18 protein-coding genes are annotated in these 15,763 nt (G+C 54.1%); 12 read left to right on the top strand and 6 right to left on the bottom strand.

Annotated features, from left to right (window positions below; all coding sequences use genetic code 11):
- Complete coding sequence (amiA, locus tag NA389_RS17175) at window positions 1-870, bottom strand: N-acetylmuramoyl-L-alanine amidase AmiA (RefSeq protein WP_000102880.1); 870 nt, start codon at window positions 868-870, stop codon at window positions 1-3.
- Between the two features lie 212 nt (window positions 871-1,082).
- Here amiA and NA389_RS17170 point away from each other — a divergent pair, with 212 nt between their 5' ends.
- The 10 genes from NA389_RS17170 (at window position 1,083) to cysM (ending at window position 9,601) form a co-directional block, all read left to right on the top strand.
- Window positions 1,083-1,508: a GNAT family acetyltransferase gene (locus NA389_RS17170; RefSeq protein WP_000406008.1), complete on the top strand. Its 426-nt coding sequence runs from the start codon at window positions 1,083-1,085 to the stop codon at window positions 1,506-1,508.
- The gene (locus NA389_RS17165; RefSeq protein WP_000842940.1) at window positions 1,495-1,944 is read left to right on the top strand and encodes a DUF2919 domain-containing protein; all 450 of its coding nucleotides are present in this window, start codon (window positions 1,495-1,497) and stop codon (window positions 1,942-1,944) included. The genes NA389_RS17170 and NA389_RS17165 overlap by 14 nt, the downstream gene beginning before the upstream one ends.
- Before the next feature lie 61 nt (window positions 1,945-2,005).
- Window positions 2,006-2,581, top strand: a complete 576-nt coding sequence (locus tag NA389_RS17160) for an RpoE-regulated lipoprotein (protein WP_000838967.1) — start codon at window positions 2,006-2,008, stop codon at window positions 2,579-2,581.
- A 94-nt stretch (window positions 2,582-2,675) separates the two neighbouring features.
- The gene (yfeX, locus tag NA389_RS17155) at window positions 2,676-3,575 is read left to right on the top strand and encodes a porphyrinogen peroxidase (protein ID WP_000084583.1); all 900 of its coding nucleotides are present in this window, start codon (window positions 2,676-2,678) and stop codon (window positions 3,573-3,575) included.
- Between the two features lie 236 nt (window positions 3,576-3,811).
- The gene (gene ucpA, locus NA389_RS17150) at window positions 3,812-4,603 is read left to right on the top strand and encodes an SDR family oxidoreductase UcpA (protein ID WP_000517460.1); all 792 of its coding nucleotides are present in this window, start codon (window positions 3,812-3,814) and stop codon (window positions 4,601-4,603) included.
- 157 nt (window positions 4,604-4,760) lie between these two features.
- Complete coding sequence (gene cysP, locus NA389_RS17145; protein ID WP_000290270.1) at window positions 4,761-5,777, top strand: thiosulfate/sulfate ABC transporter substrate-binding protein CysP; 1,017 nt, start codon at window positions 4,761-4,763, stop codon at window positions 5,775-5,777.
- Window positions 5,777-6,610: a sulfate/thiosulfate ABC transporter permease CysT gene (cysT, locus tag NA389_RS17140; protein ID WP_000881746.1), complete on the top strand. Its 834-nt coding sequence runs from the start codon at window positions 5,777-5,779 to the stop codon at window positions 6,608-6,610. Before cysP ends, cysT begins: the two co-directional genes overlap by 1 nt.
- Window positions 6,610-7,485 (top strand): sulfate/thiosulfate ABC transporter permease CysW, encoded by an 876-nt coding sequence (cysW, locus tag NA389_RS17135; RefSeq protein WP_000852713.1) that lies wholly within the window; start codon window positions 6,610-6,612, stop codon window positions 7,483-7,485. Before cysT ends, cysW begins: the two co-directional genes overlap by 1 nt.
- Window positions 7,475-8,569, top strand: a complete 1,095-nt coding sequence (gene cysA, locus NA389_RS17130) for a sulfate/thiosulfate ABC transporter ATP-binding protein CysA (RefSeq protein ID WP_000021072.1) — start codon at window positions 7,475-7,477, stop codon at window positions 8,567-8,569. Before cysW ends, cysA begins: the two co-directional genes overlap by 11 nt.
- A gap of 120 nt (window positions 8,570-8,689) precedes the next feature.
- Window positions 8,690-9,601 carry a cysteine synthase CysM gene (gene cysM / locus NA389_RS17125; protein WP_001093877.1) on the top strand — a complete coding sequence of 304 codons (912 nt, stop codon included), beginning with the start codon at window positions 8,690-8,692 and terminating at the stop codon, window positions 9,599-9,601.
- Window positions 9,602-9,633: 32 nt separating this feature from the next.
- Here the strand turns inward: cysM and NA389_RS17120 are convergent, their stop codons facing one another.
- Genes NA389_RS17120 through ptsJ form a run of 3 tightly spaced genes read right to left on the bottom strand, consistent with a single transcriptional unit; the run spans window position 9,634 to window position 12,096 of the window.
- A complete protein-coding gene (locus NA389_RS17120; RefSeq protein ID WP_000710731.1) occupies window positions 9,634-10,011 on the bottom strand; it encodes a YfeK family protein in 378 nt (125 codons plus the stop codon).
- 58 nt (window positions 10,012-10,069) lie between these two features.
- Window positions 10,070-10,789, bottom strand: coding sequence for a type 1 glutamine amidotransferase (locus NA389_RS17115; protein WP_001263743.1), 720 nt, complete (start codon window positions 10,787-10,789; stop codon window positions 10,070-10,072).
- Window positions 10,790-10,803: 14 nt separating this feature from the next.
- Window positions 10,804-12,096, bottom strand: a complete 1,293-nt coding sequence (ptsJ, locus tag NA389_RS17110) for a transcriptional regulator PtsJ (RefSeq protein WP_000565100.1) — start codon at window positions 12,094-12,096, stop codon at window positions 10,804-10,806.
- Window positions 12,097-12,178: 82 nt separating this feature from the next.
- Between ptsJ and pdxK the strand changes: the two genes are divergently transcribed.
- Entirely contained in the window at window positions 12,179-13,045 is an 867-nt protein-coding gene (pdxK, locus tag NA389_RS17105; RefSeq protein WP_000529602.1) for a pyridoxine/pyridoxal/pyridoxamine kinase, read from the top strand.
- Window positions 13,042-13,281: a hypothetical protein gene (locus NA389_RS17100; protein WP_000844541.1), complete on the top strand. Its 240-nt coding sequence runs from the start codon at window positions 13,042-13,044 to the stop codon at window positions 13,279-13,281. Before pdxK ends, NA389_RS17100 begins: the two co-directional genes overlap by 4 nt.
- 163 nt (window positions 13,282-13,444) lie before the next feature.
- On the opposite strand, the gene crr is transcribed toward NA389_RS17100, so the two are convergent.
- Both crr and ptsI read right to left on the bottom strand, forming a co-directional pair.
- Window positions 13,445-13,954, bottom strand: coding sequence for a PTS glucose transporter subunit IIA (crr, locus tag NA389_RS17095; RefSeq protein WP_000522253.1), 510 nt, complete (start codon window positions 13,952-13,954; stop codon window positions 13,445-13,447).
- 40 nt (window positions 13,955-13,994) lie between these two features.
- Entirely contained in the window at window positions 13,995-15,722 is a 1,728-nt protein-coding gene (gene ptsI / locus NA389_RS17090) for a phosphoenolpyruvate-protein phosphotransferase PtsI (RefSeq protein ID WP_000623118.1), read from the bottom strand.
- Between the last annotated feature and the right edge of the window lie 41 nt (window positions 15,723-15,763).

The raw sequence follows: 15,763 nt of genomic DNA, 5'->3' as shown, positions 1-15,763 counted from the left end.
TTACCGTTTCTTCGTGTGTGCTTTCTGGTTATCAAACCAGTGAAAATAACTGATGATGCCGTTGGCGATCGCCGTAGCGATTTTCTGGCGAAACGCCGTCGTGCCCAGCAGGCGTTCTTCTTCCGGATTGGTAATAAACGAGGTTTCGACCAGTACCGACGGAATTGACGGTGATTTTAGCACCACGAAAGCCGCTTGTTCGGTAGTGCGGCTGTGTAATTTATGTATAGGTTTGATTTTCTTGAGAATATGCGAACCCAGCGTCAGACTGTTTTTAATCGTATCGGTTTGCACCAGATCAAACAAAACTTGTTGTAATAGATGATCCCGGTCAGTGGCTTTTTTACCCGCCACTTCGTCCGCGCGGTTTTCACGCTCGGAGAGATACTTCGCCATGGCGCTACTGGCCCCGCGGTTGGAAAGCGCAAAAACGGAAGCGCCCGCCGCTTTCGGGTTGGTAAAACCATCGGCATGAATGGACATAAACAGATCCGCGCCGTGCTTATGGGCGATTTCCACCCGATCGTACAGCGGAATAAAGGTATCCCCTGTCCGGGTTAAACGCGCATCGATTCCGTGATTTCGCAAAATAGCGCGCACGTTTTTGGCAATTGCCAGCACGACGTGTTTTTCCTGAGAACCGTTGCGGCCAATCGCGCCGGTATCGATGCCGCCGTGTCCGGGGTCGAGCATCACCAGCCGTTTACTGCCGGTTTTTTTGGTTTTGGGTTTGCTGTGACCATTACTGGTTTTTAGCGTTTCTTCTTTGGCTATTGCGTGCGACATACCTGACAGCGTCAGGGCCGCCAGACCTGTTTTGAGTACCTGGCGGCGCGATGTGAGAGTTTTTAGGAGTTTAAAAGTGCTCATACGGCCTGAGTTGTGAAAATTAAGTTCAAGATGTTATATCGTATCGCGTAATCCGTTACGACGGTTGGTGATGAGAATTGTTTTACTTTTCATTTCAATACGTGACACATCGCCATTATGCCATTTTTTCCGCTACATCGCGTCAGATATTGGCTGAATCAGATGTTTGCGCCATAATCTTGGTTTTTCCACCCGAAAAGGCAACGAATACCATGGAAATACGCGTTTTTCGCCAGGAAGATTTCGAAGAGGTGATTACCCTCTGGGAGCGTTGCGACCTGCTGCGTCCATGGAACGATCCTGAAATGGATATTGAACGCAAGGTGAATCACGATGTCAGCTTGTTCCTCGTTGCGGAAGTTAGCGGCGAAGTTGTCGGTACGGTAATGGGCGGTTATGACGGGCATCGCGGCTCGGCGTATTACCTGGGCGTTCACCCGGAGTTCCGCGGGCGCGGCATTGCGAATGCGTTGCTTAACCGGCTGGAAAAAAAACTCATCGCCCGCGGGTGTCCGAAAATCCAAATTATGGTGCGTGATGATAACGACGTTGTGCTGGGCATGTATGAACGTCTGGGGTATGAGCATTCTGACGCCCTAAGTTTGGGTAAACGCCTGATTGAAGATGAAGAGTACTGAGTTTCATCCAGCCGATTATGATGTACACGGACGTTTACGCCTGCCGTTTCTGTTCTGGTGCGTACTGCTACTTCAGGCGCGCGCCTGGGTACTCTTTGTCATTGCCGGTTCATCCCGTGGACAGGGTAATACTTTGTTAAACTTTTTTTATCCCGACCATGACAATTTTTGGCTGGGGCTGTTGCCCGGCGTTCCGGCGGTAGTGGCGTTTTTACTCAGCGGGCGGCGTGAAGCGGTTCCTGGTGTGTGGCGCTGGCTGCGCGGACTCCTGATCCTCGCTCAACTGGTGTCGTTGTGCTGGCTGCCGGTGATGTGGCTGGGTGGCGACCCGGTCAACGGCGTCGGGCTGGCGCTGCTGCTGGCGGACATCGTCGCGCTGATCTGGCTGTTAACCAATCAACGTTTGCGTGCCTGTTTTTCCCTTGAGAAAGAATAACGGCACTTTTTGGCGAACCCGCACTCCAACCAACGTTAATTAATAAAAGAAAGGAAGTGAGATGAAATCGCTGCGTTTGACTTTACTCGCACTGCCGCTGGCGCTGACCGGCTGCTCGACGCTCTCCTCGGTCAACTGGTCTGCCGCAAATCCATGGAACTGGTTTGGTTCCTCGACAGAAGTTACTGAGCAAGGCGTGGGAGCGTTGACCGCCGCCACGCCGCTGGAAGAGCCGGCTATTGCAGAGGCATTAGATGGCGATTATCGCCTGCGTAGCGGTATGAAAACCGATAACGGTAACGTGGTGCGCTTTTTCGAAGCGATGAAGGGCGACAATGTCGCGATGGTGATCAACGGCGAGCAGGGAACCGTGAGCCGTATTGATGTGCTGGACAGCGATATCCCAACCGCCGCGGGGGGCAAAATTGGTACGCCGTTTAGCGACCTTTACAGCAAAGCGTTTGGTCACTGCGAGCCGGTTTCCAGCGATAGCCATACCAGCGTCGAATGTAAAGCCGAGGGAAGTCAGCATATTAGCTATGTTTTCTCCGGCGAGTGGAGCGGACCGGAAGGCTTAATGCCTCCTGATGACATCTTAAAAAACTGGGACGTGCGCAAAATTATTTGGCGTCGTTAATTTGCGCCTGAACAAACCGCTTCGCTTAAAAACAAGGTAAAATAGCCTCCATTAATGCCACGACTGCGTGGCATTCTCATTTTCAGGAGGAATCATGTCTCAGGTTCAAAGTGGCATTTTGCCGGAACATTGCCGTGCGGCAATTTGGATTGAAGCCAATGTAAAAGGCGACCTGGACGCCCTGCGCGCGGCCAGCAGAACATTTGCCGATAAACTGGCGACCTTCGAAGTCAAATTTCCGGACGCCCATCTTGGGGCCGTTGTGGCGTTTGGCAACAACACCTGGCGCGCCCTGAGCGGCGGCGTCGGGGCGGAAGAACTGAAAGATTTTATTCCTTATGGTAAAGGGCTGGCGCCGGCCACGCAGTATGACGTGCTGATCCATATCCTTTCCCTGCGCCACGATGTGAATTTTTCTGTTGCCCAGGCGGCGATGGAAGCCTTCGGCGACTGTATCGACGTGAAAGAAGAAGTTCACGGCTTCCGTTGGGTGGAAGAACGCGATCTGAGCGGCTTTGTCGACGGGACAGAGAACCCAGCGGGCGAAGAGACGCGTCGTGAAGTGGCGGTGATCAAAGATGGCGTGGATGCCGGCGGCAGTTATGTGTTCGTGCAGCGTTGGGAACACAATCTCAAGCAACTTAACCGGATGAGTATCCACGATCAGGAGATGATGATCGGGCGTACCAAAGAAGCCAATGAAGAGATTGACGGCGATGCGCGTCCGGCAACGTCTCACCTTAGCCGCGTGGATCTCAAAGAAGATGGCAAAGGGCTGAAGATTGTGCGCCAGAGCCTGCCATACGGTACCGCCAGCGGTACTCATGGTCTCTATTTCTGCGCTTACTGCGCACGTCTGCACAATATCGAACAGCAGCTTCTGAGTATGTTCGGCGATACCGACGGTAAACGCGACGCGATGCTGCGCTTCACCAAGCCGGTGACTGGCGGCTACTATTTTGCGCCGTCGCTGGATCGCCTGTTAGCGCTATAAGTAAAATCCTGTCGGATGGCAGCGCAAACGCTTTATTCGACCTACGATTGGTAGGCCTGATAAGCGCCGCGCCATCAGGCAGAACAGCATAAAAATGCCCATCCCCGCCTCCGCGGGGATTTTTTTACCTAATATTTACCTGAATTAGTGAGCTATTCCTCAGCACTTATTTGTTATTACTGTATTTTCAGTGTTAATGGAGTGTAAGACTCCATATTCAAAAGGAGACATTGAAAATGGGTAAACTCACGGGCAAGACAGCATTGATTACGGGCGCATCGCAGGGCATTGGCGAAGGGATCGCTCGCGTATTCGCACGCCACGGCGCGAACTTAATCTTGCTGGATATCTCCGATGAGATTGAAAAGCTGGCGGATGAGCTGGGCGGGCGCGGGCATCGCTGTACTGCCGTTAAGGCTGACGTCAGAGATTTTGCTTCGGTGCAGGCGGCGGTTGCGCGCGCCAAAGAGACTGAAGGTAGAATTGATATTTTGGTGAATAACGCTGGCGTGTGCCGTCTGGGCAACTTCCTCGATATGAGTGAAGAAGATCGCGATTTCCACATTGATATTAATATTAAAGGTGTCTGGAACGTCACCAAAGCCGTCCTGCCGGAGATGATTAAACGTAAAGATGGCCGCATTGTGATGATGTCTTCCGTCACGGGAGATATGGTGGCGGACCCGGGTGAAACGGCCTATGCGCTGTCAAAAGCCGCCATTGTCGGTTTAACCAAATCGCTGGCGGTAGAATATGCGCAGTCCGGTATTCGCGTGAATGCCATTTGCCCCGGTTATGTAAGAACGCCGATGGCGGAAAGCATTGCCCGTCAGTCTAACCCTGACGATCCGGAATCGGTATTAACGGAAATGGCAAAAGCCATTCCGCTACGCCGCCTTGCCGATCCGCTGGAAGTAGGGGAACTGGCGGCATTTCTGGCTTCCGATGAGTCCAGCTATCTTACCGGAACGCAAAACGTCATTGATGGCGGCAGTACCCTGCCTGAAAGCGTGAGCGTAGGCGTCTGATTGATGCCGGTCTCCTCCCCGCGCCGCGTGGGGAGGGATTCTCTTATTCCCTTTTCAACTTTCAAATCATCAAACGGTATATAAAACCGTTACTCCTTTAGCGCTGGTTATAAATATGATGACCATAAGAAAGTCATTAAATTTATAAGGGTGCGCAATGGCCGTTAACTTACTGAAAAAGAGACCCCTGACGCTGGCAGCAATGCTGTTACTGGCAGGGCAGGCGCAGGCAACGGAGCTGCTGAACAGCTCATACGATGTCTCCCGCGAGCTGTTTGCCGCCCTTAACCCGCCGTTTGAGCAACAATGGGCGAAGGATAACGGCGGCGATAAGCTGACGATTAAGCAGTCTCATGCCGGGTCATCAAAACAGGCGCTGGCGATTTTGCAGGGGCTGAAGGCAGACGTCGTGACCTACAATCAGGTGACCGACGTACAGATTCTTCATGATAAAGGCAAACTGATCCCTGCCGACTGGCAAAGCCGTCTGCCGAACAACAGTTCGCCATTCTATTCCACGATGGGCTTCCTGGTGCGCAAGGGGAACCCGAAAAATATTCACGACTGGAGCGATCTTGTACGTTCCGACGTGAAGCTGATTTTCCCTAACCCGAAAACCTCCGGCAACGCCCGTTACACGTATCTGGCGGCATGGGGCGCGGCGGATAACGCGGACGGCGGCGATAAAGCCAAAACCGAACAGTTTATGACCCAGTTCCTGAAAAACGTCGAAGTGTTTGATACCGGCGGTCGCGGCGCTACGACTACCTTTGCCGAGCGTGGTCTGGGCGATGTGCTGATTAGTTTTGAATCGGAAGTGAACAACATCCGCAAACAATATGAAGCCCAGGGATTTGAAGTGGTGATCCCGAAAACGAACATTCTTGCTGAATTCCCGGTTGCCTGGGTGGATAAAAACGTGAAGGCCAACGGCACAGAAAAAGCCGCCAAAGCTTACCTGAACTGGCTGTATAGCCCGCAGGCGCAGACCATCATCACCCATTACTACTACCGCGTGAATAACCCGGAAATCATGGGCAAGCAAGCAGATAAATTCCCGCAGACCGAACTGTTCCGCGTGGAAGACAAGTTTGGTTCCTGGCCGGAAGTGATGAAAACGCACTTTGCCAGCGGCGGCGAGCTGGACAAACTGTTGGCGGCGGGGCGTAAGTAATGCTTGCCGTTTCTTCCCGACGCGTGCTGCCCGGCTTTACGTTAAGCCTCGGCACCAGTTTGCTGTTTGTCTGCCTGATCCTGCTGTTGCCGTTGAGCGCGCTGGTGATGCAGCTCTCACAGATGAGCTGGTCGCAATACTGGGATGTCGTGACCAACCCACAGGTGGTGGCTGCTTATAAAGTGACGCTGCTGGCGGCATTTGTGGCGTCGATTTTTAACGGCGTGTTTGGCCTGCTGATGGCGTGGATTTTAACCCGCTACCGTTTTCCAGGGCGCACGTTACTGGATGCGCTGATGGATCTGCCGTTTGCGCTGCCGACAGCGGTGGCGGGGTTAACGCTGGCCTCGCTGTTCTCAGTGAACGGTTTCTACGGTCAGTTTCTTGCGCAGTTTGATATCAAAGTGACCTATACCTGGCTCGGTATTGCGGTAGCGATGGCCTTTACCAGCATTCCATTTGTGGTACGAACCGTCCAGCCGGTACTGGAAGAGCTGGGGCCGGAATATGAAGAAGCGGCACAAACGCTGGGGGCCACCCGCCTGCAAAGTTTTCGCAAAGTCGTGCTGCCTGAGCTGTCGCCTGCGCTGATTGCCGGCGTGGCGCTCTCTTTTACCCGTAGCCTGGGCGAGTTTGGCGCGGTGATTTTTATCGCCGGAAATATCGCCTGGAAAACAGAAGTGACCTCGCTGATGATTTTTGTGCGTTTGCAGGAGTTTGATTACCCCGCCGCCAGCGCCATTGCCTCGGTGATCCTTGCGGCATCACTGCTGCTGCTGTTCTCAATTAACACTCTGCAAAGTCGCTTTGGTCGACGTGTGGTAGGTCATTAATGGCGGAAGTGACTCAATTGAAGCGATACGACGTCTCCCGCATTAACTGGGGAAAATGGTTTCTGATTGGCGTCGGGATGCTGGTTTCGGCGTTTATCCTGCTGGTGCCGATGATTTACATCTTCGTGCAGGCGTTCAGCAAAGGGTTAATGCCGGTACTGCAAAATCTGGCCGATCCGGACATGCTGCACGCTATCTGGCTGACGGTGTTGATTGCCTTGATCGCAGTGCCGGTGAATCTGGTGTTCGGCATTCTGCTGGCGTGGCTGGTGACGCGCTTTAACTTCCCCGGACGTCAGCTACTGCTGACCCTGCTGGATATTCCCTTTGCCGTCTCGCCGGTGGTGGCCGGTCTGGTTTATCTGCTGTTTTATGGCTCCAACGGCCCGTTGGGCGGCTGGCTGGATGAGCATAATTTGCAAATGATGTTCTCCTGGCCGGGGATGGTACTGGTCACTATTTTTGTCACCTGTCCGTTTGTGGTGCGCGAACTGGTGCCAGTGATGCTCAGCCAGGGCAGTCAGGAAGATGAGGCGGCGATTTTACTGGGCGCATCCGGCTGGCAAATGTTTCGCCGCGTGACGTTGCCGAATATTCGCTGGGCGCTACTCTACGGCGTGGTATTAACCAACGCCCGCGCGATTGGCGAGTTTGGCGCGGTGTCGGTGGTGTCCGGCTCGATTCGCGGCGAAACGTTATCGCTACCGTTACAGATTGAATTACTGGAGCAGGACTACAACACCGTCGGCTCCTTTACCGCCGCCGCATTGTTGACGCTAATGGCGATTATTACCCTGTTTTTGAAGAGCATGTTGCAATGGCGTCTGGAGAATCAGGAAAAACGCGCGCAACAGGAGGAAAATCATGAGCATTGAGATCGCCAGAATTAAGAAATCGTTTGGTCGTACTCAGGTACTGAATGATATCTCGCTGGATATTCCTTCCGGCCAGATGGTTGCCTTGTTGGGGCCGTCAGGTTCCGGCAAAACGACGCTGCTGCGCATTATTGCCGGGCTGGAACATCAGTCCAGCGGCCATATTCGTTTCCACGGTACGGACGTTAGCCGCCTGCACGCGCGTGAGCGTAAAGTCGGTTTTGTGTTTCAGCACTATGCGCTGTTTCGCCATATGACGGTGTTTGACAACATTGCTTTTGGTCTGACGGTGCTGCCGCGACGCGACCGCCCAACTGCGGCGGCGATTAAAACGAAAGTGACGCAATTGCTGGAGATGGTGCAACTGGCGCACCTCGCGGATCGTTTCCCCGCCCAGCTTTCCGGCGGACAAAAACAGCGCGTGGCGCTGGCGCGCGCGCTTGCCGTGGAACCGCAAATTCTACTGCTGGATGAACCCTTTGGCGCGCTGGATGCCCAGGTACGTAAAGAGTTACGTCGCTGGTTGCGCCAGCTACATGAAGAACTGAAATTCACCAGCGTCTTTGTCACCCACGATCAGGAAGAAGCGACGGAAGTGGCGGATCGGGTGGTGGTGATGAGTCAGGGCAATATCGAACAGGCTGATGCGCCGGATCGAGTGTGGCGTGAACCGGCAACCCGCTTCGTACTGGAGTTTATGGGCGAGGTGAACCGCCTGACAGGCACCGTCCGCGGCGGGCAGTTTCACGTTGGCGCGCATCGCTGGCCGCTGGGTTATACGCCCGCGTACCAGGGGCCGGTCGATCTGTTCCTGCGTCCGTGGGAGGTGGATATTAGCCGCCGCACCAGCCTGGATTCTCCGCTACCAGTACAGGTCATTGAGGCCAGCCCGAAAGGTCATTATACACAGCTAGTGGTGCAGCCGCTGGGGTGGTATCACGATCCGCTGACGGTGGTGATGGCGGGTGACGACGTCCCGCAGCGCGGCGAGCGTTTGTTTGTCGGCTTACAGAACGCACGTCTCTATCATGGCGACCAGCGTATTGAGCCCCATGAGGCGCTTGCTCTTGCGGAGTCTGCCTGATAGGTTAATTTGCATAGTTATCGCCCGGTGGCGCTTCGCTTACCGGGCCTACAGCGTATATCGTGATTTTGTAGGCCGGGTAAGCACAGCGCCACCCGGCATTTTTATTGAGCTGAAAACGTGAATACATTAGAACAAACCATCGGCAATACGCCACTGGTCAAATTACAACGTCTGGCGCCGGATAACGGCAGTGAAATCTGGGTCAAGCTGGAAGGCAATAATCCAGCAGGATCGGTGAAAGATCGCGCGGCGCTATCGATGATTGTCGAGGCGGAAAAGCGCGGGGAAATTAAACCGGGCGATGTCCTGATTGAAGCGACCAGCGGCAACACTGGCATTGCGCTGGCGATGATCGCCGCGCTGAAAGGTTATCGCATGAAGCTGTTGATGCCAGACAACATGAGCCAGGAGCGTCGGGCGGCAATGCGGGCCTATGGCGCGGAGCTGATTCTGGTCACTAAAGAGCAGGGAATGGAAGGGGCGCGCGATTTAGCGCTCGCTATGTCTGAGCGCAGAGAAGGTAAACTGCTCGATCAGTTTAATAATCCTGATAATCCCTACGCCCACTACACGACCACCGGCCCGGAAATCTGGCGGCAAACGCAGGGGCGGGTAACGCATTTTGTCTCCAGCATGGGCACGACCGGCACCATTACCGGCGTGTCGCGTTTTCTGCGCGAGCAGGAAAAGCCGGTCACTATCGTTGGCCTGCAGCCGGAAGAGGGCAGCAGTATTCCGGGAATTCGCCGCTGGCCTGCGGAATATATGCCGGGCATATTTAACGCTTCGCTGGTGGATGAGGTGCTGGATATTCATCAGAATGATGCCGAAAACACCATGCGTGAACTGGCGGTGCGTGAAGGGATTTTCTGCGGCGTGAGTTCCGGCGGCGCGGTAGCGGGTGCGTTACGCGTCGCACGAGCCACGCCCGGTGCGATAGTGGTGGCGATCATCTGCGATCGCGGCGACCGTTACTTGTCTACCGGCGTGTTTGGTGAAGAGCATTTCAGCCAGGGGGCGGGGATTTAAACGAGGTGCCATCGTCGTATGGCACCCGTGTGTTATAGCGTTTTATCCGTTTCCGCAATAAGCGCATGTAAATAAGGCTGCGCGTTTTCATCGCTTTTACCAGGAATTTTAACGATATAGGGTTTTCCGGTGATGGACGACGACGACGCGACTTTATCGATAAACTGTTCGGCGGTGTCGATACGATTGCGCGTGTTACCCAGTTTTAAGCGCAGGTGCGATACGGCTTCCTCGCAGTTATGCGCATCACCGTTACGAACGAATGTCAGATCCTTTTTCTGCGCCAGCGCATTAAGCATGGCGTTAATGCGCGCTTCTTCGTGGGCGTTTAGCTTCGCCCAGGCGGGTAGGGTCAGCAGGAGCGCAACGACGGCGCAGACAATTTTCTTCATGGTAAAATCCTTTTTCATGCGAGAATCACTGCACCTCAGACCGTTAGCCGGGTAATAAGCTGCACTCCTGGTGTGGTTATTTCTGTGAGTGCGCCAGCGTGAGTTCATCCAGAAAACGCCACAGCTTTTCATTCATCTGCTGGTAATCCCATGCGCGCATCTCGGCGACCGAGCGGATAAAACGCTTCCCTTGCGCGTCGGCCAACTCCTGTTGCGAATGTTGGATTAATCCTTCAACCGCCTCGACGGTAAATTCCATATGACACTGGAAGCCGTAGACAAAATTGCCGTACTGCACTATCTGACGTGGACAGCCGGCACTTTCAGCCAGCACGGTCGCCTGATCGGTGAGTCCTGGCATATCGTTGTGCCAGTGGCCGACGGTTAACGGGGAGCCAAAGTGGGCGATAAGCGGATGCCGCAGACCGGCTTCAGTGAGCGTAATAGGGTAGTGACCAATCTCTTTTTCCGGACTTTGGCACACAGCGGCGCCCAGCGCCTCGCCAATGAGCTGCGAACCAAGACAAATGCCGATAACCATTCGCCGGGCCGTAATCGCCTGATTAATTAAGTGCTGTTCGGCGCGAGAGTCAAAGTACGGGCACTCTTCGCGGGTGGTACGCGGCGACTGCGGACCGCCAAATACCACGAGCATATCGAACTCATCGGCATTGGGCGGTAGCGCTTCTCCGACATAGACGCGCGACCATGAAATGGCATAACCGCGATCTTCAGCCCATTTCAGATAAGCGCCAGCGGATTCAAACGACTCATGGACAACAAAATGAACTCGCACGTTATTTTCTCCTGTTAGCGATTTAGCGCCTGATGGATATCAGCCGCCAGCGTGTTGATCTCGCTGTCATTTAATGTCGACAGCGTGATACGTAGACCGTGAGACGGCGCGCTTACGCCAAAGGCTTCTCCCTCACGTACCAGCCAGCCGGATTTTGCCAGCGTAAACGCGGTAGCCTGGCTATGGGTGTCCAGCGGGAGCCAGGCATTCACGCCGTCGCCGGGAGAAATGGCGATGCCATATTGCTGTAGGGCGCAGGCCAGTTTTTGTTGCCGGGCGGCGTAAAACAGCCGCGTTTGCGCCAGCCTGTGCTGATACTCAGGGTCGGTCAGGCAGGCGTAGACCAGATCCTGTAACAGATGGCTGACCCACTGACTACCGGCATTTAGCCGCAGCCGAAGTTTTGCCGAGGTCGTGCTGTCGCTGGCGACAATAGCAAGACGTAAATCGGGGCCGAGGGCTTTGGAAACGGAGCGTATCACCGCCCAGTGTTGCGTTGTCTGCGCAATAACCGGCTGCCAGGGCGACGAAGAAAGCAAGGCGAAGTGATCGTCGATAATGACCAGTACCTGAGGGTAACGCGCCAGTATATTTTGCAGCGCAGCGGCACGGCGAGCGCTCAGACTACAGCCGGTAGGGTTATGCGCGCGCGGCGTTAAGATCACTGCCCGCGCGCCCTGATTTAGCGCCTGCTCCAGCTTTTCAGGCTGCATTCCTTCGCTATCTACGCTGACCGGGCTGGCGCTAAAACCGGCATAGCGCAGCATATTGATACTGCTTAAAAAACAGGGATCTTCCACCGCGACGCTGTCGCCCGGCAGCAGATGCGCGCAAAGCAGTCTTTCGATAGCGTCGATAGCTCCGCTGGTGATATCAATTTCGCCTGCGACGGGAGTGGCATCCCGTAGCCAGCGCGCCGCCCAGGCGTGTAGTTCAGGGGAAACGGGCGCATCGCCGTAGAGATGCGGCGTGTGGTTGAGACGGGCAAAATAATGGCTGAGGTCAGGCAGACGCTGCGGATCGGGATTGCCGCCGGAAAGGTCGTGCAGAGGCGTATGCGGATCGCCGCCTTCCAGCGCTACGGGAGACGGACTGCCTTTAATCACCGTCCCATTGCGGCCTAAACTTTGCGCCAGTCCCGCCGTTATCAGCCGTTTATACGCCGCTGCGACGGTATTGCGGTTCACCTTTAATTCGTTTGCCAGCTCCCGTACCGGCGGGAGCGAATCCTCTGCCCGTAACGTGCCGGCAATAATGTGTTGACGGATACTGTCAAAAATTTCGTTAGCGGTTTTTCCGTCGATCATTATTGACCTATGACAAAATGAATTTTAGCATATGACAATGATAATGAGGCGGTAGCCTGCTGTCCAGCGAGAGGAAAATTTTATGGGACAAGAGAGTGATATTCAGTCAGTGCTCTTCGACGACAACCATCGGGCGTTACAGACCGATATCGTCGCCGTCCAGTCACAGGTCGTGTACGGCAGCGTAGGCAACAGCATCGCTGTTCCGGCCATTAAAGCGCAGGGATTACGCGTGGCGGCTGTCCCGACGGTGCTGTTCAGCAATACGCCGCACTATAAAACCTTTTATGGCGGCATTATTCCCGCCGAGTGGTTTGCAGGCTACCTTACGGCGTTGAATGAGCGCGATGCGCTACGTGAATTAAAAGCGATTACCACCGGTTACATGGGCAGCGCAGACCAAATTGTCTTGCTTTCGAAGTGGCTAATGGCGATCCGGGCTTCGCATCCGGAGGTGTGTATTCTTGTTGATCCGGTCATTGGCGATACCGACAGTGGAATGTATGTGCAGGCGGAAATTCCGAAGGCTTATCGCACACATTTGTTGCCGCAGGCGCAGGGGCTAACGCCGAACGTATTTGAGCTGGAGATGCTGAGTGGTAAACCGTGTCGCACGCTGGAAGAGGCGGTGGCGGCGGCGCAATCGCTGCTTTCCGATACGCTGAAATGGGTGGTTATCACCAGCGCGCCGGGCGAATCTCTGGAGACCATAACGGTTGCCGTCGTTACCGCGCAGGTCGTGGAGGTCTTTGCCCACCCGCGGGTGGCGACGGAATTAAAAGGGACGGGAGATCTCTTCTGCGCCGAGCTGGTCAGCGGTATTGTGCAGGGAAAAAAACTGACGACCGCGGCAAAAGATGCGGCGCAGCGCGTGCTGGAGGTGATGACCTGGACACAGCAGTGTGGCTGTGATGAGTTAATTCTGCCGCCGGCAGGGGAGGCGCGATGAAGAGTTATCGGCTGGTAGTTCGCCAGCAGGGACGTATCGTGGGGCATTTTGAAACGAGCGGGCTGGACGCGCTGGAAGATATTTGCGTAGCGCGGGCGATGTTTGGTATCACTGGCGGCTATCAGTGCGAGTTGCAAGTGTCCGATTCCGAACGCAGGATGCTGGAGAGTGGCCCGGATGGGATGAAGATCCTGATGCGCGAGAAGTGCTTTCGCCCGGTGACCTCGCAGTTGTAACCCGTGGATTGGCGCTGAAATGTTCGCAACCTTGTAGGCCTGATAAGCGTAGCGCCATCAGGCAGTGCGCCGCACCATCGCCGGATGGCGGCGCAAGCGCCTTATCCGGCCTACAGGCAAAAAAAATGGCGCCCAAAGGCGCCATTCTTCACTGCGGCAAGAATTACTTCTTAATGCGGATAACCGGAGTTTCACCCACGGTCACGCTACCGGACAGTTTGATCAGTTCTTTGATTTCATCCATGTTGGAGATAACAACCGGAGTCAGGGTAGACTTGGCTTTTTCTTCCAGCAACGGCAGATCGAACTCGATGACCGGATCGCCAACTTTCACGCGCTGACCTTCTTCAGCAATACGCTTGAAGCCTTCGCCTTTCAGCTCAACGGTGTCGATACCGAAGTGAACGAACAGCTCAATGCCGCTATCGGATTCGATAGAGAACGCATGGTTGGTTTCAAAGATTTTGCCGATGGTACCGTCAACAGGGGCGACCATTTTGTTACCGGTTGGTTTGATAGCGATGCCATCACCAACGATTTTTTCAGCAAAAACTACATCCGGCACGTCTTCGATGTTGACGATCTCGCCAGAGAGCGGGGCAACAATCTCAATAGTTCCGGTGTCTTTCTTATCATCAGAAACCAGAGATTTTAGTTTATCGAACAAACCCATGATCTTCTCCTAAGCAGTAAATTGGGCCGCATCTCGTGGATTAGCAGATTGTTTTTTCTTCAATGAACTTGTTAACCAGCGTCATTAACTCGTCCGTTGTCGGTTGAGCAAGAGCCTGCTCTGCTAACACCTTCGCATCTTCGAAGTTCGTGTTACGGATAATCTTCTTAATGCGCGGGATAGAAATGGCGCTCATAGAGAATTCGTCCAGACCCATCCCCAGCAACAGAAGTGTAGCACGTTCGTCGCCTGCAAGCTCACCACACATGCCAGTCCATTTACCTTCTGCATGAGAAGCATCAATAACTTGCTTGATCAAGTTCAGTACGGACGGTGACATTGGCTGGTAAAGGTGTGAAATCATATCATTACCACGGTCAACTGCCAGGGTGTACTGCGTTAAATCATTGGTGCCGATACTAAAGAAATCAACTTCTTTGGCTAAATGACGCGCAATTGTCGCCGCAGCCGGTGTTTCCACCATCACGCCAATCTCAATGCTTTCGTCAAATGCTTTACCTTCGTCACGCAGTTCCTGTTTGTAGATTTCAATCTCTTTGCGCAGCGCGCGAACTTCTTCAACAGAGATGATCATCGGGAACATAATGCGCAATTTACCGAAAGCGGAGGCACGCAGAATCGCGCGAACCTGGTCACGCAGGATCTCTTTGCGATCCATGGCGATACGCACGGCGCGCCAGCCCAGGAACGGGTTCTCTTCTTTCGGGAAGTTCATGTACGGCAGCTCTTTGTCGCCGCCAATGTCCATGGTACGGACGATAACCGCCTGCGAGCCACATGCTTCAGCGACCGCTTTATAGGCGGCAAACTGCTCTTCTTCCGTCGGCAGCGCGTCGCGATCCATGAACAGGAATTCAGTACGATACAGACCAACGCCTTCCGCGCCGTTGCGCTCAGCGCCTTCAACGTCGCGAACGGTACCGATGTTGGCGCAAACTTCGACCTGATGTCCATCCAGCGTGATTGCCGGCAGATCTTTCAGTTTTGCGAGTTCCGCTTTCTCGGTCGCAACCTGCTCCTGGACGGCGCGCAGTTGCTCAATAACATCGTTGGTCGGGTTGACGTAAACCTGGTTGTTTACGGCATCCAGAATCAGATAGTCGCCGTTTTTCACCTGAGAGGTGACGCTACCGGTACCTACGATCGCTGGCAGTTCCAGAGAACGCGCCATGATGGAGGTATGAGACGTGCGTCCGCCCGCGTCGGTGATGAAGCCCAGCACTTTCTGCAGGTTCAGCTGTGCAGTTTCTGATGGCGTCAGGTCAGCGGCAACCAGGATAACTTCTTCCTGAATCGCGCTCAGATCGATAATGGCCAGACCCAGGATGTTGCGCAGCAGGCGCTTACCGATATCACGTACGTCAGCCGCGCGCTCTTTCAGGTATTCATCATCCAGTTCTTCCAGGGCAGTGGCCTGACCTTCGATAACTTCATGTGCGGCTGCGTCAGCCGTCATGTGCTTATCTTTAATCAGGGCTATGATTTCCTGCTCCAGCTCCTCATCTTCGAGCAGCATAATATGCCCTTCAAAGATGGCTTCTTTTTCTTCACCGAACGTTTCACCAGCTTTCGTCTTGATCGCTTCCAGTTGCGCAGATGCCTTGGCACGACCGCTCAGAAAACGTTCAACTTCCTGATCAACCTTGTCGGCAGAAATTTTTTTCCGGTCAATGACGATTTCGTCTTCTTTCAGCAGCAGTGCTTTGCCGAAAGCGATACCCGGGGATGCTAAAATGCCTGAAATCATAACCCTACCTTACTTGTGACTGATTTTTAAAAGAACCCGGA

The sequence above is a fragment of the Salmonella sp. NW645 genome (assembly GCF_051703725.1).
GTDB classification, from domain to species: Bacteria; Pseudomonadota; Gammaproteobacteria; order Enterobacterales; family Enterobacteriaceae; genus Salmonella; species Salmonella enterica.
This window is presented reverse-complemented; position numbering and strand designations above follow the sequence as displayed.